This is a genomic window from Streptomyces sp. NBC_00289 (genome assembly GCF_041435115.1).
Lineage (GTDB): Bacteria > Actinomycetota > Actinomycetes > Streptomycetales > Streptomycetaceae > Streptomyces.
Genome location: NZ_CP108046.1, coordinates 5,788,853 through 5,811,358, shown reverse-complemented (window position 1 = coordinate 5,811,358; position 22,506 = coordinate 5,788,853). Strand labels below are relative to the sequence as shown.

The following is a 22,506-nucleotide window of genomic DNA, read 5'->3' as shown; positions in this document are numbered from 1 at the left end:
TCCGGGACTTTGGCCCCGGACCGTGACGTATCTCGCAGGTGCCGTGAACACCCCACAGCGCCCCAAAGGGGCAGGCGGACGGCGGCGTCGCCTACGCCGCGACCGGCTGCTTCGCCTCCGCCGCCGGAGTCGCCGCGCCCTCACCGGCTTCCGGGGCCGTCGCCCCGCCGGCCGGCTTGCGCAGGCCCTTCAGGACGACCACCAGGGCCGTCGTGGCGCACACCCCCGCCGCGATGGCGACCAGGTAGAGGAACGGGTTGCCGATCAGCGGGACCACGAAGATGCCGCCGTGCGGAGCGCGCAGGGTGGCGCCGAAGGCCATCGACAGGGAACCGGTGATCGCGCCGCCGACCATCGCCGAGGGGATGACGCGCAGCGGGTCCGCCGCGGCGAACGGGATCGCGCCCTCCGAGATGAAGGAGGCGCCCAGCACCCAGGCGGCCTTGCCGTTCTCGCGCTCGGTCTCGGTGAAGAGCCGGCCGCGCACCGTCGTCGCGAGGGCCATGGCCAGCGGCGGGACCATGCCGGCCGCCATCACGGCCGCCATGATCTTCATCGCGGAGTCGCTGGGGCTGGCGACAGCGATCCCGGCGGTGGCGAAGGTGTACGCGACCTTGTTGACGGGACCGCCGAGGTCGAAGCACATCATCAGGCCGAGGAGGGCGCCGAGCAGGACGGCGTTGGTGCCGGTGAGGCCGTTCAGCCAGTCGGTCATGCCCTTCTGGGCCGAGGCGATGGGTTTGCCGATCACCACGAACATCAGGAATCCGACGATCGCCGAGGAGATCAGCGGGATCACCACCACCGGCATGATGCCGCGCAGCGCCGCCGGGATCCGGACCTTCTGGATCCCGATCACCACACCACCGGCGATCAGACCGGCCACCAGGCCGCCGAGGAAGCCCGCGTTGATGGTGAGGGAGATCGCGCCGCCGACGAAGCCGGGCACGAGACCGGGCCGGTCGGCCATGCCGTACGCGATGTAGCCGGCCAGCACCGGGACGAGGAAGCCGAAGGCCACACCGCCGATCTGGAAGAACAGCGCGCCCCAGCTGTCCGCCTGCATCCACATGAAGTGGTCCATGACCGACGGCGCCTTGTTGATCTTGTACCCGCCGATCGCGAACCCGAGGGCGATGAGCAGACCGCCCGCGGCGACGAACGGGACCATGTAACTGACGCCGGACATCAGCCACTTGCGCAGCTTGGTGCCGTAGCCCTCGCCGGATTCCCCGGCGCGTTCGACCGGCGACGGCGCGGAGCCGGACGTGACCTCGCCGCGCGCGGCCTTCTGGCGCACCTCGGTGATGAGTTCGCCGGGCCGGTTGATGCCCGCCTTCACACCGACGTCGACGGTCGGCTTGCCGGCGAAGCGTTCCTTCTCCCGTACCGGCACGTCGTGCGCGAAGATCACGCCGTCCGCGGCGGCGATGACCGCCGCGTCGAGCCGGGTGAAGCCGGCCGAACCCTGCGGCTCGACGACGAGCTCGACGCCCGTCTCGCGGCCCGCGTTCTCCAGCGACTCGGCCGCCATGTAGGTGTGGGCGATGCCGGTCGGACACGAGGTGACGGCGACGATCCGGAACGGCCGCTCGTCCTTCCCGGCACCCTCGCCGCCCGCTGTGGTGGTACCCGTGGCGGCGCCGGCGGAGGCCGCCGCCGGCGCCGCCACGGAGTCTTCGGCGGAACCGGCGGAACCGGCGGACCTCGCGGAACCCGCGGAACCCGCCTGATCCGCCGAACCCGCCTGGCCCGCGGAACCCGCCTGATCCGCGGAACCCGCCTGATCCGCGGAACCGGCACCCTCCGCGTCGGCCGCACCGTCCGCCGCGGGCTCGTCCCCGCGGATGAGTGCGACCGCGCCCGCCGCGTCGTCCACCGACCGCAGCGCGGAGGTGAACTCGGCGTTCATGAGCTGTCGGGCCAGTGACGACAGGATCGTCAGGTGGGCGTCGTCCGCGCCGGCCGGGGCGGCGATCAGGAAGATCAGGTCGGCGGGCCCGTCGGGCGCGCCGAAGTCGATACCGGTGGCACTGCGGCCGAAGCCGAGCGTCGGCTCGGTGACGTGCTCGCTGCGGCAGTGCGGGATTCCGATGCCACCGTCGAGGCCGGTCGGCATCTGGGCCTCGCGGGCGGCCACGTCGGCGAGGAAGCCCTCCAGGTCGGTCACCCGGCCCAGGGCGACCATGCGCTCGGCGAGGGCACGCGCCGCCGCTTCCTTGGTATCGGCGGACAGGTCGAGATCGACCAGGTCCGCGGTGATCATGTCGCTCATCGCGGGCTCCTTCGCACGCGTATCGCCCGAAAAGCGCGGTGGGCGAGGGTGGTGACGGGGACGGGGAGAGAGGTGGTGAGGAAGGTGCGTGGGGTGTTGCGTGGGGTGTTGCGTGGGGTGCGTCGGGTGTTCAGGAGAGAAGTCGGCGGAGGTGGCGGCGGAACGGACAACGAAGTCCCTCGCCACGCCAGGACCGGTCCGGCGCCCCGCGTGGGGGCCTCGCCCCGCACGGCGTACGTCGTCATGACACCGGCTCCTTCAGCAGGCGGTCCACCGGCACCTCGGCCGTGACGGTCACCGCGTCCGGGTCCAGGTCGTCAGGCCCCGGCATCACGCTTCCGGGCAGCCGCACGGCCGCCGCACCGTGCGCGACCGCCGAGGCGAGCGCCCCGGGCCCGCTGCCGCCGGCGATGAGGAAACCGGCGAGGGAGGAGTCTCCGGCGCCCACATTGCTGCGTACGACGTCGACCCGCGCGCTGCCGAACCAGGCGCCCGCGTCGTCCACGAGCAGCTGCCCGTCGGCGCCGAGGCTCGCGAGCACGGCGCGTGCGCCCATCCCGCGCAACTCCTCGGCCGCCTTGACCGCGTCTCCGACCGTGGCCAGGGGGCGTCCGACGGCCTCCGCGAGTTCCTCGGCGTTCGGCTTCACCACGTCGGGCCGCTCCCGCAGGGCCTGCAGGAGCGCGGGCCCCGAGGTGTCCAGCGCGATCCGTACGCCGACGGCGTGCGCCCGCGCGACCAAGTCGGCGTACCAGGAGGGCGCGAGCCCCCGTGGGAGGCTTCCGCAGCACGCGATCCAGTCGGCGCCCGTCGACTGCCGACGCACCGTCTCCAGCAGCGACTCCCGCTCGGCCGCCGTCAGTTCCGGGCCGGGCGCGTTGATCTTCGTCAGTACGCCGTCCGCCTCCGCGAGCGCGATGTTCGAGCGGGTGGCTCCGGCCACCGGTACCGGCGCGACCTCGATGCCCTGGGCGTCGAGCAGATCGGCGACGAGTGCGCCCGGCGCACCACCCAGGGGCAGAACAGCGACCGTGCGCCGCCCGGCGGCCGCGACGGCGCGCGAGACGTTGACACCCTTGCCACCCGGATCCATGCGCTCACCGGTGGCGCGGATGACCTCGCCACGATCCAGCGAGGGAACCTCGTACGTACGGTCCAGGGACGGGTTCGGGGTGACGGTGAGGATCATGCGCGCACTACTTCCGTGCCGCCGCGCTCGATGGCGGTGGCGTCCTCGGGGCTCAGCCCGCTGTCGGTGATCAGCAGGTCCACGTCGCTCAGGGCGCCGAAGCGGGCGAAGTGCTCCTGCCCGTGCTTGGCGGAGTCGGCGAGCAGCACCACGCGGCGCGCCGCGGCCATCGCCGCCCGCTTCACCGCGGCCTCGGCGAGGTCGGGGGTGGTCAGACCGCGGTCGACCGAGAATCCGTTGGCCGCGACGAAGAGGACGTCGGCCCGGATCTCGTCGTACGCACGCAGCGCCCAGGCGTCCACGGCGGCGCGCGTACGGTGCCGGACGCGCCCCCCGACGAGATGGAGCTGCATGCCGGGGTGGTCCGCCAGGCGGGCCGCGATGGGAAGGGAGTGCGTGACGACGGTGAGCGCCGCCTCCAGCGGGATCGCGCCGGCCAGGCGGGCGACGGTCGTACCGGCGTCGAGGATCATCGTGCCCTCGCCCGGCAGTTCCGCGAGGGCCGCCTTCGCGATCCTGTCCTTCTCGTCGGCCGCGGTCGACTCGCGCTCGGCGAGGTCCGGCTCGAAGTCGAGGCGCCCGGCCGGTATGGCACCGCCGTGCACCCGGCGCAGCAGCCCGGCACGGTCGAGAGCCTTCAGATCCCGCCGGATCGTCTCCGCGGTGACCTGGAACTCCTCGGCCAGCGACACCACGTCCACCCGCCCGCCGTCACGCGCGAGCCGGAGGATCTCCTGCTGCCGCTCCGGTGCGTACATGCCCGTTCGCCTCCGACCAATGCCCGAACCTGTGGTTTCGCCCTGGAGGCTACGCCGGGATTTCCGCAAAGTAAACAGGTTCGGAAGCAACTCAGACACAAACGGGCATGCACTCGCATCGAACACGGACCCCGCAGAAGCCCTGACGCAGTGTCACCGCGTCCGTATCCTGGACTGCGGGACACAGCTTCTCGGGGGGTGTTGTGGACACGGACGACTCGAAGCGCGCCGCCCGCCCGGACCACGACTGGCAGACGAGGGTGGTCGAGGCACTGCTCGACTCGCCGACGGTGCCGGACCGGCGGGCACGGGCCCTGCTGATCGAGCTGACCGGAGACGGGCTCGGGCACCGCGTCTCCTTACGCGAGCAACCCACCGCGCCGCGCGCGGGCGCCCGCTCACCGGCGTCGGCGGTGCCCCCAGCGTCTCCGGCGACCCCGGCAGCCCCGGCGCCCCTCCCGCATCTCCACTGTTTCCGGGCTGAGAGGGGCAGCGGCATTGACGACACCGAACACCGGGCCGGTGACTCCGGCGGTCCTGCGCATACGTGAGCGGATCCGCGAGGAGACCGTCGGCGCGCTCCTGGACATACTCACCCTCCAGGACCGGCAGGCCCGCGCGCTGCTCGTGGAGCTGGTCAGCGAGGCGTTGGGCCGCCGGGCGGAGCTGCGGGAACAGAGCACCGTACGACTCCAGTTCCTGGAGTTGTTCCGGTTCTGCGCCGCCGAGCAGGACGGCCTGGCGGGGCTGGGGCGAACGCTGCCGTTGCTGGAACAGGGCTGCCCGCAGGCGCCCTTGGTGCAGCGGCTGGCCGACGAGTGGGCGGCCGTGCACTCGCTCGCCGGTCTGCCCGAGGTCACCGGCTCCTGGGAGTTCCTCGGCACGGCCCTCGGGGCGCTGACGATGTCGTACGCGATGCGGGTGGCGCTGGTGCGGACGGCCACGGACGCCCGGCTGCCCGCACCGCCGCCGCACGCCAGGAACGCCTGGCACGACTTCCTCCATGTGGCCGGACAGAACGCGGCACCCGGCGGACTGCCGCCGTGGATGCGTTACCTCGACCGGAGCACCGCGCAGATGGACGCCCGCACCGCTGCCGAGGTGCTGGCCCGCAACCGCCAGTGGGCCCTGCGGTGCGAGCTGGCCGGACGGCTGGACCACGACCGGGCCGAGCCGCAGCCCGCGGCGGTTCCCGCCCGGCGGCACCAGGAGTACCTGGCCATCCACATCACGCCCGACCCGCTGGACAACGGTTTCTACACGCTCACGCACGCCTTCATGTCCGACGCGCGCGGCCTGCACTGGGAGCACGGGGGCGCGCCGGTGCGGGTGTCGACGGAGGGGCTGGAGCCCGCGGTGAGCACGATCATCCGGCAGGTGGAGCGGGTCGGCGGCGACCGGTCGGCCCATCTGTGGCTGGAGTTCGTGCTCCCCTTCGAGCTGCTCAACCTGCCCGTGCACTGGTGGCCCAGGGACGCCGGCGAGATGACGCACGTGCCGCTCTCGGTGGACTACCCCGTCGTCATCCGCAGCCTCGACCGGCTGCGGAACAGTGCCTGGCACCGGTTCTGGCGCCACCGCTGGGAGCAGCTCGAAGCCGGGGAGGACGCTTCGGCGTCGGTGCACATGAGCGTGGCCCACGGGAACGGGGACCATGTGCGCGGTCTGGAGGCCCGGCTCGGCGACAACGAGCACTTCGTCGCCCTGGTGCTGAGCGAGCCCCCGCTGGCCGACCGGGAGGACGGGCGCCGGGAGCTGCAGGCGGCCCTGCGCAGCGGCCTGCCCGTGGTGATCTGGCACCGGGCGAGCCGCTCCACCCAGGAGTTCCGGGACGTGCTGAGGTCACTGCTCGACGAGGGTCTGCAGCGGTTTCCGGCCAAGGTCGCCGCGTACCGCCGTCAGGCTGCCATCGACGCCGACGGCCAGGACGCGGCACACATGGGCAGGCACCTCACCGTCCTGTGGGACGACCCCGACCGCAAACCCGTGTTACCGGACGCGCGGTGACCCGCGAACCGCCGGCGCGTGCGAGGCACCCGGCCCACGTCCGCCCACCGCGCCACCACCACCGAACCGAGGGGACGCCGTTCATGCCGTCGAACAGCGAGTCGTGGGGGATCTACCGGGGCACCGGCCACGCCGGCACCGGGACGGAGGACTGGCCCGAGCCGCCGGGCTGGCGCTCCTTCGGCGGCGGGCCCGATCTGCCGGCGCCGCCCTCCGACGACCCGTACGCCCCCGTCGTACTGGGCAACGTTCCCCAGCCGCTGGAACCGGTGCGGGAGGAGGTCGCCAGGGTCAACGCGGCCCTGCATCTGCGCCGCCCGCTGCTCGTCATGGGCGAGCCGGGCACCGGCAAGTCCTCCCTGGCGTACCGCATCAGCCGCGAACTCGGTCTCGGCCGCGTGCTGCGCTGGCAGATCACCAGTCTGAGCACGCTCCGGGAGGGGCTGTACGCCGGTGACGCCCGGCTCGGACCGCTCGGCACCGCCTTCCTGCCCCACCGCCGCCCCCGTGTGCTGCTGATCGACCAGCTGGACCGGGCCGAGATCGCCCTGCCGGAGGACCTGTGCACGGTGCTCACGGCCGGCGGCTTCCCGCTGACCGGCAGCCTTCCGCCCAGCCCACCGACCGTCCTGACCGGCCCGGCGACAGGCCCGACCGGCCTCCCGCCGGGCGACGCCGACGGCACCGTACACATGGCGACGTTCGACGATCCGGCCGTCACGGTGCCGCTTCCGGGCGGAACGGTCCGGTGCCACGCCTTCCCTGTCGTGGTCATCACGACCACGGGTGACCGCGACCTGCCGTTCGACCTCCTACGCCGCTGCGTCACCCTGCGGACGACCCGGCCCTCCCCCGGCCTCCTGCGCGCCATCGCCGCCGGCCGCTTCCCGGCGGACGGCCCGGGCCGGACCCCCGCGCCGGACGTGGTGGACGCCTTCCTCGAACAGGCCGCCCGCACCGAGGGGCCCGTCGTGGAACGGTTCCTGGACGCCCTCCAGCTGGCGGCCGACGGCGTCCTGGAAGCGGTGGCGGCGCAGGGGCGGAGCTGGCAGGAGGCCGTGGGCACCCTGTGGCGATGGACCGCGCCGGAGGAGTCGTGACCGGGCGCCGGAAGGAGCCGCTGTCCGCTCCGGCCGACCGCGAGCCACCGAGCACGGCTGTCCGGCGGGCCCCGCGGAGAACGGCCGACCGCCCTTTTCCCTCCGCGCTTCCGCAGGGACTCGCGAACTCCCTCGTGCGCACCGGCGCGGCCCTCCGGCACGGAACCGGACGCCCCTGGGACGTGGCCGTGGTGTCCGACTCCGGTCCGACCATGGACATCTGGCGGGAGACAGTCCACGCCCTCGCGTCGGCGCTGCACCGCTCCGGCGCCTTCGGGCGGATCACCGCACACCGGCTGCCGTACGGCCGTGATGCCGATCCGGCGACGCTGCCGCGGCACGGCGCCGGCCGCCGGCTGACCCTGCTCGTCACCGACGGCGCGGGCCCCCGGTGGCACACCCACGCGGTCGAACCGTGGCTGCGCCGCCGGGGCCAGGCCGGGCCGGTCGCGCTGATCCACCTGTTGCCGCACCCGGTGTGGCCCGCGACGGGACTGCGTCACTGGCAGGTGCTGCTGCGTTCGCCCGCTCCCGGAGCGGCGAACCACCGGCTGCGGTGGCGTGCGCGCGGACTCGGCCCGGACCCGGGCGGCCTCCCGCCGGGCAGCGGGCCCGACGTGCCCGTCCCGGTGCTCGAACTCGCTCCGCGCTGGCTGGACGCCTGGTCCGGCCTGCTGGGCGCGACGCGGCCCGCCTGGCTGCCGCTGACGGTGATGTTTCCCCGTGCGGGCGTGCCCGCCCGCTCCGAGGGCGAGCCGTCCGAGGACGCCGGAGCACGGGTGGCGCGCTTCCGCTCCTCGGTGACCCGGAACGTCTTCACGCTGGCCACGCTGCTCGCCGCCCTACCGCTGCGCGGGCAGCTGATCCGGGAGGTGCAGGGCGCGCTGCTGCCGGACGGCTCACTCGCCGACTTCGCCCAGCTTCTGACGTACGACCTGATCCGGCCGGTGGACGGCCCCTTCGTCGCCTTCGAGTTCACGACCGGCGTGCGCGAGGAGCTGCTGGCCGCAGGACGCCGTACGGATCTGCTGCGAGTCGTCGAGCTGGTGGGGGATCGCGGCGGACCCGGCGGGGAACACTTGTGGCGACTGCCTCGGCTGCTGCGCGGGGTCGCCGTACCGCAACTCCCGCCGCTCGACGAGGAGTCCGAGCCATGGCTCATGGCGGAGAGCGCCGTACTCCACGCGCTGTCCGGCCCGCTCCTGAGGCCGGCCGCGGAGGTGGACGCGGCTCTCGCCGCACACCGGGAGCACCGGCAGCGCACCGGGCACGAGGGCACCACCGCACCCGCAGCACCCAGCGATGCCGTCGCCCCGCTCCGGGGCGACGCCGACGGTCCGACGACCCAGGGGAAGAGGAGGCCGGTGATGCCGCAGCAGGCCCCGGCGAGCACGGTGGGCGGCGAACGCGCCAGCAACACGCCCACGGTCTGGGGAAACATCCCGCCCAGAAACCCGAACTTCACCGGCCGCGAGGCGCTCCTCGACGCACTGCACCAGCGCCTGCTGCGGGAGAAGGAGACCGCCGTACTGCCCCACGCCCTGCACGGCATGGGCGGAGTGGGCAAGAGCCTGCTGGCGGTGGAGTACCTCTACCGCCGCATGAGCGAGTACGACGTGATCTGGTGGATCTCCGCCGAACGCACCGCGCAGATCTCCCTGTCCCTCGTGGAACTGGCCCCGCGGCTCGGACTCCAGCCCGGCTCCGACGCCTCCTCGACCGTCGCCCAGGTCCTGGAGTCCCTGCGCATCGGGGTCCCGTTCGCCAACTGGCTGCTGGTGTTCGACAACGCCGAAAGTCCCGAGGCCGTACGGCCGTTCTTCCCGGTCGGCGGACCGGGCAACATCCTCATCACCTCCCGCAACCCCCAATGGGCCTCTCTGGCAAGGCCGTTGGAGGTCGACGTCTTCACGCGGGCGGAGAGTAAACAGCTGCTGCAGGTGCGCGGGCCGGAGATCAGCGACCGGGACGCCGACCGGCTGGCGGAGGCGCTCGGCGACCTGCCCCTCGCGATCGAGCAGGCGGCCGCCTGGCACGCCGAGACGGGCATGCCCGTGGACGAGTACCTGCGCCTGCTCGAGGAGAAGCGCGTCGACCTGCTGCGAGGCACCGCGCCCCTCGGCACCCAACACCCGGTGATAGCGGCCTGGAACATCTCACTGGACCAGCTGGAGGCCAAGAGCCCCGCCGCCTACCAGCTGCTCCAGGTGTGCTCCTTCTGCGCCCCCGAACCGATCGCGCGCGGCCTGCTCGCACGCATGCAGCGCGGCTCCATCGCCCCCGAGCTGGACGCGGCACTGGAGGATCCGATCCGGCTCGGCCAGGTCATCCGGGAGATCGGCCGCTACTCGCTGGCCCGCTTCAACCACCGCAACAACTCCCTCCAGATGCACCGGCTGGTGCAGGCCGCGCTGCAGTTCCGGATGACGGAGGAGGACCGCACGGTCATGCGGCGGGGCGCCCACCTGCTGCTGGCGGCGAGTGATCCCAACGATCCCAACGACGCGCTCCGGTGGGATCGCTACGGAGCCCTCTATCCCCACGTGGTCGTCTCCGGCGCGGTCCAGTCGGACGAGACGTGGGTCCGCAACCTGGTGGTCAACGAAGTCACGTACCTGCTCCGCTGGGGCGACTACGAGTCCTGCCTGGAACTGGCCCGCACCGCCCACGACACCTGGTCCGCCCGGCTGGGCGAGGAGCACTCACAGACCCTGCAGGTCGCCCGCCTGCTGGGTTTCCTGCTGTTCAGCATGGGCCGCTACCCGGAGGCCGCCGACCTCAACGCGGCGGTACTGGAGGCATACCGCAGGTCGGTGGGCCCCCACCACCAGGACACTCTGGCCGCCCTCGGCAACGTCGCCATCGACCACCGGGTACGGGGCGCTTTCACGGAGGCCCTGGAGCTGTCGGAGGCGGTGCACCGGCAGTACCTGGAGTTGATCGGGCCAGACGATCCGGAGACGCTGCGCGCAGCGCACAACCTCGGTGTGAGTCTGCGCCTGGTGGGCGACTTCGCCCGGGCGCTGGAGTTGGACCAGGAGACCTGGCACAACCGCACGCAGGTCTTCGGCCAGGACCGCGTGGACTCGCTGCGCACCTGGCTGAGCGTGATCGTCGATCAGCGGGAACTCGGCGACTACGACGCGGCCCTGACGTATCACCGCGAGATCACCGAGCAGGCGTCCAACCTGCTGGGCGGCAGCAATCCGTTCACCCTGTCCTGCGTCCGTCACCTCGCCGTCGCACTGCGCAAGGCAGGAGCGCACGAGGAGGCCGCGGACACCGCGCAGCAGATCCGCACGGAACTCGTGCGCCGGTACGGCGACCGCAACCCCGAGTCCCTGGCCGCGACCCTGGAACTGACCATCCATCTGCGGCACCGGGGAAGCCTCGACGAGGCGCTGGCGCTCGGCACGGAGATCTGCGGCCGGTACGAGCAGACGTACGGAAAGAGTCACCCGCACGCCCTTTCGGCCGCCGTGAACCTGGCGATCACCTATCGGCTGCTGGGGAACGCGGCAACCGCTCAGTACATCGACACACTGGCCCTGCGGCAGCTCACGGCGACGCTCGGTGCGACACATCCCTCCACGCTGGTGTGCCGCACCAATCTCGCCAGTGACCATCACGCCCTCGGTGACGCGGCAGGCGCTCTCGACCTGGACACCGAGACGCTGCGCCGTTCCCGGCAGGTCTTCGACGAGGAGCACCCCTCGACCCTGGCCTGCGCGGCGAACCTCGCGATGGACCTGCACTCCGTGGGGCGGGCCGAGGAGGCGGACACGCTCCGCGGCGACACGCTCGAACGGCTGAGCCGCAGACTGGGCGGCGGACATCCCGCGGTCGCGCAGGTGGCCGACTGGAACCGTCGCGCGGACTGCGACATCGACCCGATGCCGCTGTGACCGCGGGGTGGTTCGGGTGGCCTACCCCGCCAGCCAGTGGGCCAGGGCCACCGGATCCGGCGGGGTGGGCAGTGAGCGGCTGACGGCCACGGCCAGTTCGGGGTGCTCGACGAGCGCGGCCCCGGCAGCCGCCTCGCCGCGTTCGGCCAACGCCAGGCCCAGCCCGGCCCAGGCCGCCTGTCTGCCGCCCGGACCGGTGAGCTCCTCCGCGTACAACTTGACCGCGGTCTCCGCGTCGCCGTCCATCAGAGCCACGTCGGCTCGAGCCACCCCGGGCAGGAGATGTGCCGGATCGTCCACCTGACGCAGTGCCTCGAACTCCGCGGGAGCGACGAGACTGAGGCGGGCCAGCAAGGCCAGGGAGTCGAGCCGGCGGGCGTGGGGGTCGACACGGAGTTCGGGCTCCGTCCCGCCCCGCACCCCTCGTCGTCCCTCGCACCACGCGGCCGTCAGTTCCCGCGCGTGCGCCGTCGGGGTGTGCAGGTGGTGGACACGCCAGGTGGCTTGGTGGTGAGTGGCCGCGAGATGGGCGAGGCGTTGTTCGCGTGGGCTTACCTGGTCCTCTCGCCAGCCTGAGGTCTGTTCGTACAGCGCGGTCACCAGTGCGCTGCCCGACGGGGTGAGGGCGGGGTGGTCCAGCAGCGTTTCGAGCACGGCACGTACGGCATCGCGCCACAGCGCGAACTCGAAGCCCGCGAGCCCGTCCGTGCCTCGCGTGCGCCAGTAGTGCGCGACGCCCGAGAAGGCGTACGCCCCGTGCACGAGACCTCCGATGGGGCGAGGGTCGTCGCGCCACGGGGTGTGGAACAGCTCGCCGCGTTCTTCGAACAGTGGCGTGAGGAAGGCAAGGCCGTTGAGGAGGCTGTGCCTCAGTTCGTGCACGAGCGCGACGCCGAGCTGCGCCGGGAGGACGTCGTCGTCCGCATCCGGCTCGGACAGCAGCACGCATCCGAACGCGTCACTCGACGAAGCCGCTCGCGCCCGCAGCCGCTCGCCCCGCGCCAGCGGCACCACGGACAGCAGACCGGCGGCCAGCGCCCGCGCACTGTCCGGATGGCCCTCCACCAGTTCCGGCCACATACGCCCGAACCAGTCCTGCCAGCGCACGAACCGCGCCGGGGACAGCCGACCGGCCCGGCGGAGCGCCGGCACCGGCGCACCGGGGCCGAGGTCGTCGAGCGTGACCGTGACGGCCACTCCGGCATGCTCGGCGCGGAGCTTGCGCAGCCCCTCCCACCCCGGCGCGTCGCTCTCCACGTCCTGGGGGAGGGTTGTGGTCGTACCGCCCGCGGCGACCCGGACCACGCCGTCGCGCGCCGAGACCTCGGCCGTACTCCAGCCCTCGCCGCGGACGGTCGCCCGTCCGAGGCCCGGCAGGATCACCTGGCCGTCCCACAGGGGCACCCGCGCGTAGAAGTCGACGCCGGCGGTGACGAACACGGCCGCCGCCAACTGGGCGAGGAAGCCCAGCTCCACTCGGAGCGGGGCCTCTCCCGCGGCGGCCTGTGGATCCGGTCGGGACAGTCTGCGCACCAGGGTCGCCGCCCACACACCGACCTGCGGTTCGAGAAGTGCCCTGCGGAACGACGCCGGGTCCGCCCGCTCGGCGGATTCCAGCAGCTGCCACGCCCGCGTCAACTCCGAGGCGTCGCCGTGCGGGACCTCGGCACCGGCGTCCAGGATCATCCGCAGCAGAAGAAGCCGGCGGCTCACTTCCGTGTCCAGCAGGAAGGTGACGGCGTCCTCGTGTTCGGTGACGGAGTTCAGGGAGCGCAGGACGGGGCCGGAAAGGTGGTGGAGGCGCATCGGCACAGAGGTCAGCCGCCGTCGCTGCCCGCGATGGTCGACACGGGACGGCCGACCTGGTGCCGCATGCGTTCGGCCGACGGCAGCAGATCGGTGCGTTCGAGGGCTGTGAGCTCCTCCAGGGACAGAACCGACAGTGCGGGCAGCCACGGTCGCGCCACCTCCGGCGCCGTCGCCGCACTGGGGGTGACGTGTTCCCTCGATGACATGGCGTCACGGTACCGCACCAAGGTGTGGCCACCCCTACCCGGCAAGCGGCCGTCGGCGCCCCGGCCGGATGGCCGGTACGACGGTGCGCCCGCCCTCCGGCAGTGGAGGACGGGCGCCACTCGCGTCTCAGCCAGGGCCGGCCTCAGCCCACGAGCGCCGCCTCCCTCTCCCCCGCCGGAAGCCGGCCGTCCCCGCCCTCGACGTGCTGGGCCGGTCGCCCGGGCAGCGCGAACATCAGCAGGAAGATCACGCCCATCACCGCGGCCACCCAGACCAGCGCGTGCTGGAAGCCGTTCACGAAGGCCGGGCCCGTGTCGGCGGGGCGCAGGTCGTCGCCGATGGTGCCGAAGAAGACGACGGACACCAGGCCGAGACCGAGCGCGTTGCCCATCTGCTGCACGGTGTTGATGAGGCCGGACGCCGACCCCGAGTGTTCGCGCGGTACGTCGGAGAGCACCGCGTCCGTCAGCGGGGCGACGATCAGACCCATGCCGAGGCCCATCACGACCAGGGGCAGGGCCATCTGCCAGGAGGCGATCGACATGCCGTACCGGTCGGACTCCCAGATGTAGAGCAGCACGCCCGCGCCCATCACCAGCGCGCCGGCCTGGAGCACCTTGCGCCCGAAGCGCGGGACCAGTTGCTGGACCGACAGGCCGGCCGCCGCCGAGACGGCGATCGAGAAGGGGACCCCGGTCAGTCCCGCGCGCAGCGGGCTCCATCCCAGGCCGACCTGCATGTACAGCGTCCACACCAGGAAGAAGATGCCGAGCGCGACCCCGAAGACGGTCTGCACCGCGATGCCGGCCGCGAAGCTCTTCACCCTGAACAGCGACAGTTCGATGAGCGGGGAGCCGTCGCGGGCGGCCTTGCGCCGCTCGTACGCCACCAGCGCCGCGAAGACGACGAACGCGCCGGCCATCGAGACGTACCCCCACAGCGGCCAGCCCAGCTCACGGCCGCGGGTCAGCGGGTAGAGCAGCATCAGCAGGCCCAGGATGACGAGGGCGACCCCGACGAGGTCCAGCTTGAGCGCCTTCGGCGCCTTGGACTCGGCGATGAAGCGGCGGCCGAGGATCAGGCCCGCGATGCCGACCGGCAGGTTGATCAGGAAGATGGGCCGCCACTCCAGCCCGAACAGGTTCCACTCCGTCAGCAGCGCGCCGAGCAGCGGCCCGGACACCGCCCCCAGGCCCACGACCGCGCCGAAGAGCCCGAAGACCTTGCCCCGCTCGTGTGCCGGGAAGGTCGCGTGGACGATCGACAGAACCTGCGGCACCATCATGGCCGCCATGCCGCCCTGCAGGATGCGCGAGGCGACCAGCATCTCCGGGTTGGCGGCGAAGCCGCACAGTGCGGAGGCGATCGTGAAGCCGCCGATGCCGACGAGGAACAGCCGCTTGCGGCCGTGGATGTCGCCGAGCCGCCCGCCGGTGATGAGACCGGCTGCGAAGGCGAGCGCGTAACCGGCGGTGATCCACTGGATCTGGCTGAAGGAGGCGCCCGCGTCCTGCTGGATCGACGGGATCGCGATATTGACGATCGTGACGTCGACGAGGTCCATGAAGGCCGCGGTCATCACGATCGCGAGGGCGAACCAGCGGCGGCGGTCCGCCGTGAGGGCCGAGCTGTCCACAAGGGGTTCGGTGGAGTTCATGCCCCCAAGCTATGACCCCAATAGGTCAGATCATGTCCTAGATCTACGGCATCCTCGACCTCATGACGACGGACACCCCGGCCCGGCTCCTCCAGCTTCTCTCCCTCCTCCAGACGCCCCGCGAATGGCCCGGCGGCGAGCTCGCCGGACGACTCGGGGTGTCCCGTCGTACGGTCCGGCGCGACATCGACCGGCTGCGCGAGCTCGGCTATCCCGTGCAGGCCAGCAAGGGGGCCGACGGCGGCTACCGGCTGGTCGCGGGCAAGGCGATGCCGCCGCTCGTGCTCGACGACGAGGAGGCGGTGGCGATCGCGGTCGGGCTGCGGGCCGGGGCCGGGCACGCCGTCGAGGGCGTGGACGAGGCGTCGGTGCGGGCCCTGGCCAAGCTGGAGCAGGTCCTGCCGTCCCGTCTCCGCCACCGCGTCTCCACCCTCCAGGCCGCGACAACACCGCTGACCAGCGGGGACGGGGCGAGCATCGCACCCGAGACACTGACCGTGATGGCCTCGACGGTGGCCGGGCGGGAACGCCTGCGGTTCGCCTACCGCGCCAAGGACGGCACGGGCTCGCGGCGCGTGACGGAGCCGTACCGACTGGTGTCGACGGGGCGCCGCTGGTACCTCGTCGCGTACGACCTCGACCGCGACGACTGGCGCACCTTCCGCGTGGACCGGGTGAGCGAGCCGTTCGCGACCGGGGCCCGGTTCACTCCCCGGGAGCTGCCGACGGGCGACGCGGCAGAGTACCTGAGGCAGTCGATGTACCGGCGGCAGGAGACATACGAGTTCACCGTCACCTTCGCCGCCCCCGCCGAGGCGGTCGCACCCCGGCTGCCGTCCTGGCTCGGCACGCCCGAACCCCTCGACGAGCGCAGCTGCCGGCTGCGCGGCACGGCCGGGGACTCGGTGGAGTGGCTGGCGGTACGGCTGGCGATGCTGGAGATCGAGTTCACGGTCGAGGAGCCGGAGCAACTCGTGCGGCGCGTACGGGAGCTGGGAGGACGGCTGGTGCGGGCGGCGGGGGGCGCCTGATCGACGCCGCACCGTGCACCGGTACAGGTGGAGGTGGACCGTCCGACGAGTGGCTAGGTGGAGGGGGACCGTCGCCGACGAGTGGACAGGTGGAGGGGACCGTCACCGAGACACGGATAGGTGGGACCGTCGCCGACGAGCGGACCCCCGAACGTCGGACCGTCACGTCTCGCGCCGGTCCACCACCGTCTCCCAGGGGAAGTCCCGCAGCGCCGCCAGGTTCCGCAGCGCCACCGCGGCCGGCCCCTCCGGCCCGCCGGCGGCCGCGTCCCCGGCCGCCCAGCCCTCGACAGCCGTGCGTACGACGGCACTCGCGGCGGCAGCGGCGAAGCGCAGCCCCGCGTGCGGGACAACGGGCGGCTCACTCACGGAACCCGAGCCGGAACCAGCCCCGGTGCCGGAGCCGGTCTCGGAACCGGAACCAGCCCCGGTGCCTGAGCCGGTCTCGGAACCGGGAACGGCTCCTGCCCCCGCTCCTGCCCCCACCCGGTTCTCCCGCTCGGCAACGTTGTCGTCGTGGCCCGGCCGCGTCACCCGTTCCCGCAGTACCTCCGCCAGGGTCCGTTCCGAGGTGTGGCAGACCTCCGCCCACACCTTGCGCAGGGCGGGGCTCGCCTCCGCGAGGCGGATCAGGGTGCGGACCCATTCCCAGGAGCTCGCCGAGACGCCGACACCGGGCGTCAGCGTGTGCCGTACGCCGTGTTCCAGGGCCTGCGCCAGGGACAGGTCGGCGGGTGCCTCGCGCACCGCCTCCGCCCAGCGCTGCGCGCCTGCCGCGTAGAGCGGGGCGACCGCCTCCTCCTTTGTGGCGAAGTAGCGGTAGAAGGTGCGCGGGGCGATGCCCGCCGCCTGGGCGATGTCCTCGGCGCGGGTGGCACGCAGACCGTGCTTGACGAAGAGACCGGCCGCCGCGCGGGCGATCTCCATCCTGGTCGCGGCTTTACGGCGTTCCGTGAGCGAGGTGGCCGCGGTGGCAGGTGGGGTCGGGGAGGCAGAGGTGGGGAGACGCACATTCGGCAGGCTATGCCCATGTGACACAATCTGCCATTCGGCGGGCCACCCCGGGGTTCAGGTACGGGGTGCCCCGCCGTCCCCATACGCCCCGACTGCCCCGCCGCCCCCATCTGACCGCTCTGACAGAGCTGGCCTCTCTAGCAAAGCTGACAGCTCTGACAGCGCATAAGTCAGCCGGGCTCCGGCGCCCGGGGGGAGGGTCGCCGGAGCCCGGCTGGTGGAGAGTCCCGGCGCCGGGGGGGGTGTGCGTCGGGACTTGGCTCAAGGAGTCAGGGGACTTGCCCCCGGACTCGAACATCAGGGAAAAGCATCCGAACTCCCGGGCCCTGAGGTCTTGTTCCCGGGCCCGTGTCGGTTGAAGCGGCGTTACGCGCCATGTTTGCGCCGTCTTTCGCCACCCGGCGTACGCGGCCCAGGCCGTCGTACGCCATCCGGCGCCAGTCGTGTCAAACGCGCCCCTCCGCTCCCGCTGCTACCCCGCAGTCGCGAAGCGACACATCACGGACCGGCAACGAAAACGACCGGCTGTCACGCCGCCGCTTCGACCGTCACGCCGCCGCGTCGAACCCGGTGGAGCGCGCCAGCTTCTTCAGCTCCAGCAGGGCGTGCTTCTCGATCTGACGGATGCGCTCGCGCGTCAGGCCGTGCTCCTTGCCCACCTCGGTCAGCGTGCGCTCCCGGCCGTCGTCGATGCCGTAGCGCATCTTGATGATCGAGGCCGTGCGCTGGTCGAGGCGGCCGATGAGGTCGTCCAGTTCCTCGCTGCGCAGCAGGGTGAGTACCGACTGCTCCGGCGAGACCGCCGACGTGTCCTCGAGGAGGTCGCCGAACTGGGTGTCCCCGTCGTCGTCGACCGCCATGTTCAGCGATACCGGGTCGCGGGCCCAGTCCAGGACGTCCGTCACACGGGCCGGCGTCGAGCCGAGCTCGGCGGCGATCTCCGCGGGCTCCGGGTCCCGGCCGTTCTCACGGTTGAACTCGCGCTGCACGCGCCGGATCCGGCCCAGCTCCTCCACCAGGTGGACGGGCAGGCGGATGGTGCGCGACTGGTCGGCGATCGACCGCGTGATGGCCTGGCGGATCCACCAGGTGGCGTACGTCGAGAACTTGAAGCCCTTGCGGTAGTCGAACTTCTCGACCGCGCGCACCAGACCGGCGTTGCCCTCCTGGACCAGGTCGAGCAGGGGCAGGCCGCTACGGGGGTAGCGGCGGGCCACGGCCACGACCAGTCGGAGGTTGGAACGGATGAAGACGTCCTTGGCCCGCTCGCTCTCGGCGACCAGTGCCTCCAGCTCCTCGCGGGTGGCGTCCGCCTTCGACTCCTCGAACCCGTCGAGGACCTGCCGCGCGAACACACCCGCCTCGATGATCTGTGACAGCTCGACTTCCTTGGCGGCGTCGAGCAGCGGTGTACGCGCGATCTCGTCGAGGTACATGCCGACCAGGTCGCGGTCGGCGATCTCGCCGCCATGGGCGCGAACACTGCGTGGCGCGTCGTTGGTCTCGCCGGTGGCGGACTGTCGACGGGCGACGGCACGGGTTGCCATGCGTGCTCCCTTGCGATGGTGGTTCAGCGGTGGTCTCTCAGACGCTCGGCACTCTCCTCGGGTGCCCTGCATCCGAAGGAAACAACGACTGGAATCCGGACAGAATTCCCAACCGGCATCCCTGTTTTTCTGATCATGCAGTACCCTGTCCCGCCACACGGGAGGCACGATGTCGTCGGCACGTACAGAGGTCCAGGTCAGGCCGGGAGTCGAGGCCGACCTCGACGCTCTCACCGACATCTACAACCACTACGTACGTGAGACGGCCGTCACCTTCGACACCGCCGCATTCTCCCCGGAGGAGCGCCGCCCCTGGCTGCTCTCCCACCCTGTAGACGGGCCGTACCCGCTGATGGTTGCCACGATGACGGCCCCGGGGGAGATCTCACAGGAGATTCTCGGATACGCCACATCCAGTCCCTACCGCGCGAAGCCGGCGTACGGGACCTCGGTGGAGACCACGGTCTACGTCGCTCCGCACGCGGGCCGCCGCGGCATCGGCACGCTGCTCTACAAGGCCCTCTTCGCGGCGCTCGCCGACGAGGACCTGCACCGCGCCTACGCCGGCATCGCCCAGCCGAACGAAGCGTCCGTGCGACTGCACGAACGCTTCGGCTTCCGGCACGTCGGCACGTACGCGGAGGTGGGCCGCAAGTTCGGCCGCTACTGGGACGTGGCCTGGTACGAGAAGGAACTCTGAGCCGACGCCACAGCGGGCACCGTACGGCGGGCCGCCACAGCAGGCCCCCGTACAGCGAGGGCCCGGCCGATCCCCCGGCAGGCGCAGGCATGGGCGACCCGGGCGGGGCGCCCGCACCCGTCAGCCGAACTGCACCGACCGCTTGGCCATCCCCATCCAGAACCCGTCGATCACGGACTTCTGCGCGTCCAGCTCGCCGCCGGCCTCCGCCGCGCCCATGGTCACGAACAGCGGGGCGAAGTGCTCCGTGCGCGGGTGGGCGTACCGGCCGGCCGGGGCCTTGTGGAGGAAGTCGAGCAGGGCGTCCCAGTCACGGGTCTCCAGGGCGCGGTGGCCCCAGTCGTCGAACTCCGAGGACCAGGTCGGCACTCCCCCGCCCGTGTGCCGCAGCGCGGCCAGGTTGTGGGTGAAGAAGCCGGAGCCGACGATCAGTACGCCCTCGTCGCGCAGGGGCGCCAGGGTGCGGCCGATCTCCATGAGCTTCACCGGGTCGAGGGTCGGCATGGAGATCTGCAGGACCGGGATGTCGGCCGCGGGGAACATCTCGACGAGCGGGACGTAGGCGCCGTGGTCGAGGCCGCGGTCCGGGATGTCCTGCACCGGCATGCCCGGGGCGCGCAGCAGCTTGCGTACGGACTCGGCGAGTTCGGGGGCACCCGGGGCCGTGTACTGGACCTGGTAGTAGTGCTCGGGGAATCCCCAGAAGTCGTACACGAGAGGGACGGTCGTGGTGGCGCCGAGGGCGAGCGGGGCCTCCTCCCAGTGGGCGGAGACCATGAGGATCGCCTTGGGGCGGGGCAGGTCCTTGGACCAGGTGGCGAGCTGGCCGGGCCACACGGGGTCGTCCGCCAGGGGCGGCGCGCCGTGGCTGAGATAGAGGGCGGGCATGCGCTCCTGGATGGCGGCGGACATGGCGTCTACTCCCTCGGAAGAATCAACTACTTGAACTCTCAACGTATCCAGTACAGAGAGTACGCCGCGTTTGTTTAATATTCAAGGAGACCTCTCGTACAGTGGAGTACATGAACACGGCATCCACATCCGCTGAAGAGCCTCGCTGGCTCACTGACGAGGAGCAGCGCGTCTGGCGCTCCTACATCGACGCCTCCACCCTGCTCGAGGACCATCTCGACCGCCAGCTTCAGCGCGACGCGGGCATGCCGCACATCTACTACGGCCTGCTGGTCAAGCTCGCCGAGTCCCCTGACCGCCGGCTGCGGATGACCGAGCTCGCCATGATGGCCAAGATCACCCGGTCCCGTCTCTCCCACGCCGTCGCGCGCCTGGAGCGGAACGGCTGGGTGCGCCGCGAGGACTGCCCCTCCGACAAGCGGGGCCAGTTCGCCGTACTGACCGACGAGGGGGCCGACGTCCTGCGGCGGACCGCCCCGGGCCACGTGACCGCCGTACGGCAGGCGGTGTTCGAGCGGCTCACCCCGGAACAGCAGAAGTCCCTCGGCGAGATCATGCAGATCCTCGCCGAGGGACTCCAGCCGAACGGAGCGGGTGCGGACCTGCCCTGGCTCCGCTGAACCTCCGTTCAGCCGGATACCAGGGCAGGTCCGTCAGGGTCGTACGTGCGGGTCGTGCGTGCGGGGCGTCCCCTTCCCCGTACGCACGGGTGTGGCGAATCCGAAGCGGGTCCAACTGGCCGGTGGCAGGTAGCCGGTAGCGGTAACCACTGGCTACCGGCTGGTGGCCGGTGGCCGTCAGTGCATGGCGACCGGCACTGCCAGCTCGTCCTCGACGCCCTCCGCGGAACCCGCCACCGTGGTGCTGCCCGGGCGGCCGGTGTTGATGAGCGTCGCGGCGATCGTCGCGGCGAGCACCAGGATCCCTACGGCGAACCAGATGGCGTTGGTGTAACCGTGCACCTGTCCCTCCAGCTGAACCAGCTGCTGCTGGGTCTTCGAGCCGGCGCCGGCGATGTGGTCCTTGATGTACGAGGTCGTCGCCGAGGCGGCGATCGTGTTCAGCAGGGCCGTACCGATCGCGCCGCCCACCTGCTGCGAGGTGTTGACCATCGCGGAGGCGACACCGGCGTCACGCGGCTCGATGCCGAACGTGGCCAGGGACATGGCGGGCATGAACGCCGTACCCATGCCGAGACCGAGCAGCACCATGCCCGGCAGGATCACGCCGGAGTACGAGGAGCCGATCTCCAGCTGGGTCAGGAACAGCATGCCGAACGCGGCGACCAGGAAGCCCGGGCCCATCAGCAGGCGCGGTGCGACGCGGGTCATCAGGCGGGTGCCGATCTGCGTGGAGCCCACCATCATGCCGCCGATCATCGGCAGGAAGGCGAAGCCGGTCTTGACCGGCGAGTAGCCCTTCACGATCTGCAGGTAGTACGTCAGGAAGAGGAACAGGCCGAACATCGCGATGATCGCGAGTCCGAGCGAGAGGTAGACGCCGCCGCGGTTGCGCTCGGTGATGACGCGCAGGGGCAGCAGCGGGGCCTTGACCTTGGACTCGGTGACGGCGAACGCGGCGAGCAGCACCGCGGAGGCGACGAACAGGCCGACCGTCGTGGAGTCGCCCCAGCCGTCGGACTCGGCGCGGGTGAAGGCGTAGACGAGCGTGACCAGACCGAGCACGGAGAGGATGACGCCGGGGATGTCGAGCGGCGAGCGGTTGCGGCCACCGGCCGGCTCACGGATGACGAAGTACGCGCCGGAGGCCGCGATGATCGCGAACGGGATGTTCACGAAGAACGTCCAGCGCCAGTCCATGTACTCGGTGAGCACGCCGCCGAGGATGAATCCCACGGCGCCGCCACCACCGGCGATCGCGCCGTAGATGCCGAACGCCTTGGCGCGCTCCTTGGGCTCCGTGAACATCACTGCGAGCAGCGAGAGCGCGGCGGGCGCGAGCAGTGCGCCGAACGCACCCTGGAGGGCGCGGGCGCCGAGCATCATCGCCTCGTTCGTGGCCGCGCCACCGATGGCGGACGCGGCGGCGAAGCCGATCAGACCGGCGACGAAGGTGCGCTTGCGGCCCCACAGGTCGGCGATGCGACCGCCGAAGAGCAGCAGACCGCCGAAGGCGAGGGCGTAGGCCGTGATGACCCACTGCCGGTTGCCGTCCGAGATACCCAGGTCCTGCTGGGCGGAGGGCAGCGCGATGTTCACGATGGTCGCGTCGAGGACGACCATCAGCTGGGCGAGCGCGATGAACGTGAGCGCTTTCCAGCGGTTGGCATGGGCGTCGGCGACGCCGTGAGCCTTTACGGCTGTTTCAGACATGGGGATACCCACTTCGGGACTTCGTGACGGAAAAGAGTGTGTGAAGGGGACGGCTCGTCGGT

17 protein-coding genes are annotated in these 22,506 nt (G+C 71.8%); 7 read left to right on the top strand and 10 right to left on the bottom strand.

The window, feature by feature from the left end:
- Positions 1 to 91: 91 nt before the first annotated feature.
- From OG985_RS26340 to OG985_RS26330, 3 genes are all read right to left on the bottom strand, one after another.
- Positions 92 to 2,275 carry a fructose-specific PTS transporter subunit EIIC gene (locus OG985_RS26340; protein ID WP_371670803.1) on the bottom strand — a complete coding sequence of 728 codons (2,184 nt, stop codon included), beginning with the start codon at positions 2,273 to 2,275 and terminating at the stop codon, positions 92 to 94.
- 241 nt (positions 2,276 to 2,516) lie between these two features.
- Positions 2,517 to 3,464, bottom strand: coding sequence for a 1-phosphofructokinase (pfkB, locus tag OG985_RS26335; RefSeq protein ID WP_371670802.1), 948 nt, complete (start codon positions 3,462 to 3,464; stop codon positions 2,517 to 2,519).
- On the bottom strand, positions 3,461 to 4,222 hold the full coding sequence (locus tag OG985_RS26330; RefSeq protein ID WP_371670801.1) for a DeoR/GlpR family DNA-binding transcription regulator: 762 nt from the start codon (positions 4,220 to 4,222) through the stop codon (positions 3,461 to 3,463). The genes pfkB and OG985_RS26330 overlap by 4 nt, the downstream gene beginning before the upstream one ends.
- Positions 4,223 to 4,425: 203 nt before the next feature.
- Between OG985_RS26330 and OG985_RS26325 the strand changes: the two genes are divergently transcribed.
- The 4 genes from OG985_RS26325 (at position 4,426) to fxsT (ending at position 11,234) form a co-directional block, all read left to right on the top strand.
- Entirely contained in the window at positions 4,426 to 4,773 is a 348-nt protein-coding gene (locus OG985_RS26325) for a hypothetical protein (protein ID WP_371670800.1), read from the top strand.
- On the top strand, positions 4,745 to 6,229 hold the full coding sequence (locus tag OG985_RS26320; protein WP_371670799.1) for a hypothetical protein: 1,485 nt from the start codon (positions 4,745 to 4,747) through the stop codon (positions 6,227 to 6,229). Before OG985_RS26325 ends, OG985_RS26320 begins: the two co-directional genes overlap by 29 nt.
- An 83-nt stretch (positions 6,230 to 6,312) precedes the next feature.
- The gene (locus tag OG985_RS26315; RefSeq protein ID WP_371670798.1) at positions 6,313 to 7,329 is read left to right on the top strand and encodes an AAA family ATPase; all 1,017 of its coding nucleotides are present in this window, start codon (positions 6,313 to 6,315) and stop codon (positions 7,327 to 7,329) included.
- Positions 7,305 to 11,234 carry an FxSxx-COOH system tetratricopeptide repeat protein gene (gene fxsT, locus OG985_RS26310; RefSeq protein ID WP_371670797.1) on the top strand — a complete coding sequence of 1,310 codons (3,930 nt, stop codon included), beginning with the start codon at positions 7,305 to 7,307 and terminating at the stop codon, positions 11,232 to 11,234. Before OG985_RS26315 ends, fxsT begins: the two co-directional genes overlap by 25 nt.
- Before the next feature lie 21 nt (positions 11,235 to 11,255).
- Here fxsT and OG985_RS26305 read toward each other — a convergent pair whose 3' ends face one another.
- From OG985_RS26305 to OG985_RS26295, 3 genes are all read right to left on the bottom strand, one after another.
- The gene (locus OG985_RS26305; protein ID WP_371670796.1) at positions 11,256 to 13,040 is read right to left on the bottom strand and encodes an HEXXH motif domain-containing protein; all 1,785 of its coding nucleotides are present in this window, start codon (positions 13,038 to 13,040) and stop codon (positions 11,256 to 11,258) included.
- A gap of 11 nt (positions 13,041 to 13,051) precedes the next feature.
- Positions 13,052 to 13,249, bottom strand: a complete 198-nt coding sequence (locus OG985_RS26300; protein ID WP_371670795.1) for a hypothetical protein — start codon at positions 13,247 to 13,249, stop codon at positions 13,052 to 13,054.
- A gap of 143 nt (positions 13,250 to 13,392) precedes the next feature.
- Positions 13,393 to 14,907: an MFS transporter gene (locus OG985_RS26295; protein WP_371670794.1), complete on the bottom strand. Its 1,515-nt coding sequence runs from the start codon at positions 14,905 to 14,907 to the stop codon at positions 13,393 to 13,395.
- Between the two features lie 62 nt (positions 14,908 to 14,969).
- On the opposite strand from OG985_RS26295, the gene OG985_RS26290 reads away from it, so the two are divergent.
- Positions 14,970 to 15,938 carry a helix-turn-helix transcriptional regulator gene (locus tag OG985_RS26290; protein WP_371670793.1) on the top strand — a complete coding sequence of 323 codons (969 nt, stop codon included), beginning with the start codon at positions 14,970 to 14,972 and terminating at the stop codon, positions 15,936 to 15,938.
- 162 nt (positions 15,939 to 16,100) lie between these two features.
- On the opposite strand, the gene OG985_RS26285 is transcribed toward OG985_RS26290, so the two are convergent.
- Positions 16,101 to 16,949 (bottom strand): TetR/AcrR family transcriptional regulator, encoded by an 849-nt coding sequence (locus tag OG985_RS26285; RefSeq protein WP_371670792.1) that lies wholly within the window; start codon positions 16,947 to 16,949, stop codon positions 16,101 to 16,103.
- Positions 16,950 to 17,500: 551 nt separating this feature from the next.
- Positions 17,501 to 18,499, bottom strand: a complete 999-nt coding sequence (locus tag OG985_RS26280; protein ID WP_371670791.1) for an RNA polymerase sigma factor RpoD/SigA — start codon at positions 18,497 to 18,499, stop codon at positions 17,501 to 17,503.
- Positions 18,500 to 18,668: 169 nt separating this feature from the next.
- On the opposite strand from OG985_RS26280, the gene OG985_RS26275 reads away from it, so the two are divergent.
- Positions 18,669 to 19,199, top strand: coding sequence for an N-acetyltransferase family protein (locus tag OG985_RS26275; protein WP_371670790.1), 531 nt, complete (start codon positions 18,669 to 18,671; stop codon positions 19,197 to 19,199).
- Between the two features lie 120 nt (positions 19,200 to 19,319).
- Here the strand turns inward: OG985_RS26275 and OG985_RS26270 are convergent, their stop codons facing one another.
- Complete coding sequence (locus OG985_RS26270) at positions 19,320 to 20,111, bottom strand: dioxygenase (protein ID WP_371670789.1); 792 nt, start codon at positions 20,109 to 20,111, stop codon at positions 19,320 to 19,322.
- 110 nt (positions 20,112 to 20,221) lie between these two features.
- On the opposite strand from OG985_RS26270, the gene OG985_RS26265 reads away from it, so the two are divergent.
- On the top strand, positions 20,222 to 20,731 hold the full coding sequence (locus tag OG985_RS26265) for a MarR family winged helix-turn-helix transcriptional regulator (protein ID WP_371670788.1): 510 nt from the start codon (positions 20,222 to 20,224) through the stop codon (positions 20,729 to 20,731).
- A gap of 177 nt (positions 20,732 to 20,908) precedes the next feature.
- On the opposite strand, the gene OG985_RS26260 is transcribed toward OG985_RS26265, so the two are convergent.
- Complete coding sequence (locus OG985_RS26260) at positions 20,909 to 22,444, bottom strand: MFS transporter (RefSeq protein WP_371670787.1); 1,536 nt, start codon at positions 22,442 to 22,444, stop codon at positions 20,909 to 20,911.
- Positions 22,445 to 22,506 lie beyond the last annotated feature (62 nt).

Excerpts from the sequence above, each read along its gene's own strand:
- OG985_RS26315 (WP_371670798.1), top strand. The coding sequence starts at position 6,313 with ATGCCGTCGAACAGCGAGTCGTGGGGGATCTACCGGGGCACCGGCCAC.
- OG985_RS26295 (WP_371670794.1), bottom strand. The coding sequence starts at position 14,907 with ATGAACTCCACCGAACCCCTTGTGGACAGCTCGGCCCTCACGGCGGAC.
- OG985_RS26340 (WP_371670803.1), bottom strand. The coding sequence starts at position 2,275 with ATGAGCGACATGATCACCGCGGACCTGGTCGATCTCGACCTGTCCGCC.
- OG985_RS26290 (WP_371670793.1), top strand. The coding sequence starts at position 14,970 with ATGACGACGGACACCCCGGCCCGGCTCCTCCAGCTTCTCTCCCTCCTC.
- pfkB (WP_371670802.1), bottom strand. The coding sequence starts at position 3,464 with ATGATCCTCACCGTCACCCCGAACCCGTCCCTGGACCGTACGTACGAG.
- OG985_RS26305 (WP_371670796.1), bottom strand. The coding sequence starts at position 13,040 with ATGCGCCTCCACCACCTTTCCGGCCCCGTCCTGCGCTCCCTGAACTCC.
- OG985_RS26280 (WP_371670791.1), bottom strand. The coding sequence starts at position 18,499 with ATGGCAACCCGTGCCGTCGCCCGTCGACAGTCCGCCACCGGCGAGACC.
- OG985_RS26265 (WP_371670788.1), top strand. The coding sequence starts at position 20,222 with ATGAACACGGCATCCACATCCGCTGAAGAGCCTCGCTGGCTCACTGAC.
- OG985_RS26270 (WP_371670789.1), bottom strand. The coding sequence starts at position 20,111 with ATGTCCGCCGCCATCCAGGAGCGCATGCCCGCCCTCTATCTCAGCCAC.
- OG985_RS26275 (WP_371670790.1), top strand. The coding sequence starts at position 18,669 with ATGTCGTCGGCACGTACAGAGGTCCAGGTCAGGCCGGGAGTCGAGGCC.
- fxsT (WP_371670797.1), top strand. The coding sequence starts at position 7,305 with ATGGACCGCGCCGGAGGAGTCGTGACCGGGCGCCGGAAGGAGCCGCTG.
- OG985_RS26330 (WP_371670801.1), bottom strand. The coding sequence starts at position 4,222 with ATGTACGCACCGGAGCGGCAGCAGGAGATCCTCCGGCTCGCGCGTGAC.
- OG985_RS26300 (WP_371670795.1), bottom strand. The coding sequence starts at position 13,249 with ATGTCATCGAGGGAACACGTCACCCCCAGTGCGGCGACGGCGCCGGAG.
- OG985_RS26260 (WP_371670787.1), bottom strand. The coding sequence starts at position 22,444 with ATGTCTGAAACAGCCGTAAAGGCTCACGGCGTCGCCGACGCCCATGCC.